Raw genomic sequence first — 225 nt, forward strand, 5'->3', positions numbered from 1 at the left:
CTGAGCACGAGTCGATCCAGCCGCCCCTCGCCCAGCGCGTGCAGGGTGGGGACGACGATCCGCTCGCCGGCATCAAACCCGCCCGCCGCCGCAGGGCCGGTGTCGTACAGCAACCGGTGGGTGCGGGTGCGCACCCATATCGCCATGCCCTGCCCCACGTCCATGACCAGCAGTTCCACCTCACCCTCGCCGGGCCGCGACTGGGCCGGCCACAGTAACGGCAGG

The organism is Stenotrophomonas sp. HMWF003, assembly GCF_003061285.1.
In the GTDB taxonomy this organism is placed as follows: domain Bacteria; phylum Pseudomonadota; class Gammaproteobacteria; order Xanthomonadales; family Xanthomonadaceae; genus Stenotrophomonas; species Stenotrophomonas maltophilia_AP.